Here is a 754-nt window from a genome sequence, read left to right as displayed (position 1 = left end):
CCGCGGCTGCCGTGTGCGCGGCGAACAGCGCATCGGGCACCCCGAGCGCCGCTTCCGGCGCACCAGCAAAACGCGCGACTTCGTCGTGATAGAGATCGACGAGCGCGTCGACGAAGCGGCCGTCGAGCAGTTCGTCCGCATACGAGAACGCGGCGCTCACGCGGCCGTCCGGATGCTCGACGACGTCCAGCTCCAGCGTGAACACCACGCGATGGCGCACGTCGTCGAATTCGGCGAGCGACAAGCCGGCCCAGTCGCGCGCGGCGGCGCCGGTCGGGCGCAGGTAGTTGAACATCACCTGGAACAGCGGATTGGCGTGCGCGGCGCGCGGCGCGCGCAGCGCCGCAACGACGTCGGCGAACGGCACGTCGGCATGCGCATACGCGGCGAGCGCCATATCGCGCACCTGTGCGAGCACGTCCGTGTGGCTGGCCGCCGCATCGAGCCGCGTGCGCACGACCACGGAATTGATGAACAGACCGAGCGCATCGCGCGCCGCATCGCCCGTCAGCTCACGCGTCGACGCGAGCACGCCGATCGGCTGGTCGGCCGCGCCGGTCACGCGGAACAGCGCGGTATTGAGCGCCGCGTGCAGCAGCATCGGCAACGTCGCGTGCGCGGCCGACGCGGCGTCGCGCGCGGCACGGATCAGCGCCGCGTCGAACGCGAACGCGATGCGCGCCGCACGCCATTGCGGGACGGCCGGTGCGTTCGCGCGCCGCGGCAGCACGGACGACGGCAGGTCGGCCAGCGA

General features: G+C 72.4%; 1 protein-coding gene. It reads right to left on the bottom strand.

Going from position 1 to position 754, the window contains the following annotated elements; translation table 11 throughout:
• Positions 1-754: condensation domain-containing protein (locus F3J14_RS35115; RefSeq protein ID WP_247682372.1), on the bottom strand; the 754-nt coding region annotated here is incomplete at both ends.

Source organism: Burkholderia sp. Tr-862 (assembly GCF_011753085.1).
Lineage (GTDB): Bacteria > Pseudomonadota > Gammaproteobacteria > Burkholderiales > Burkholderiaceae > Burkholderia > Burkholderia ambifaria.
The sequence above is the reverse complement of the archived record's forward strand: the minus strand, read 5'-3'. Positions and strand labels throughout refer to the sequence as shown.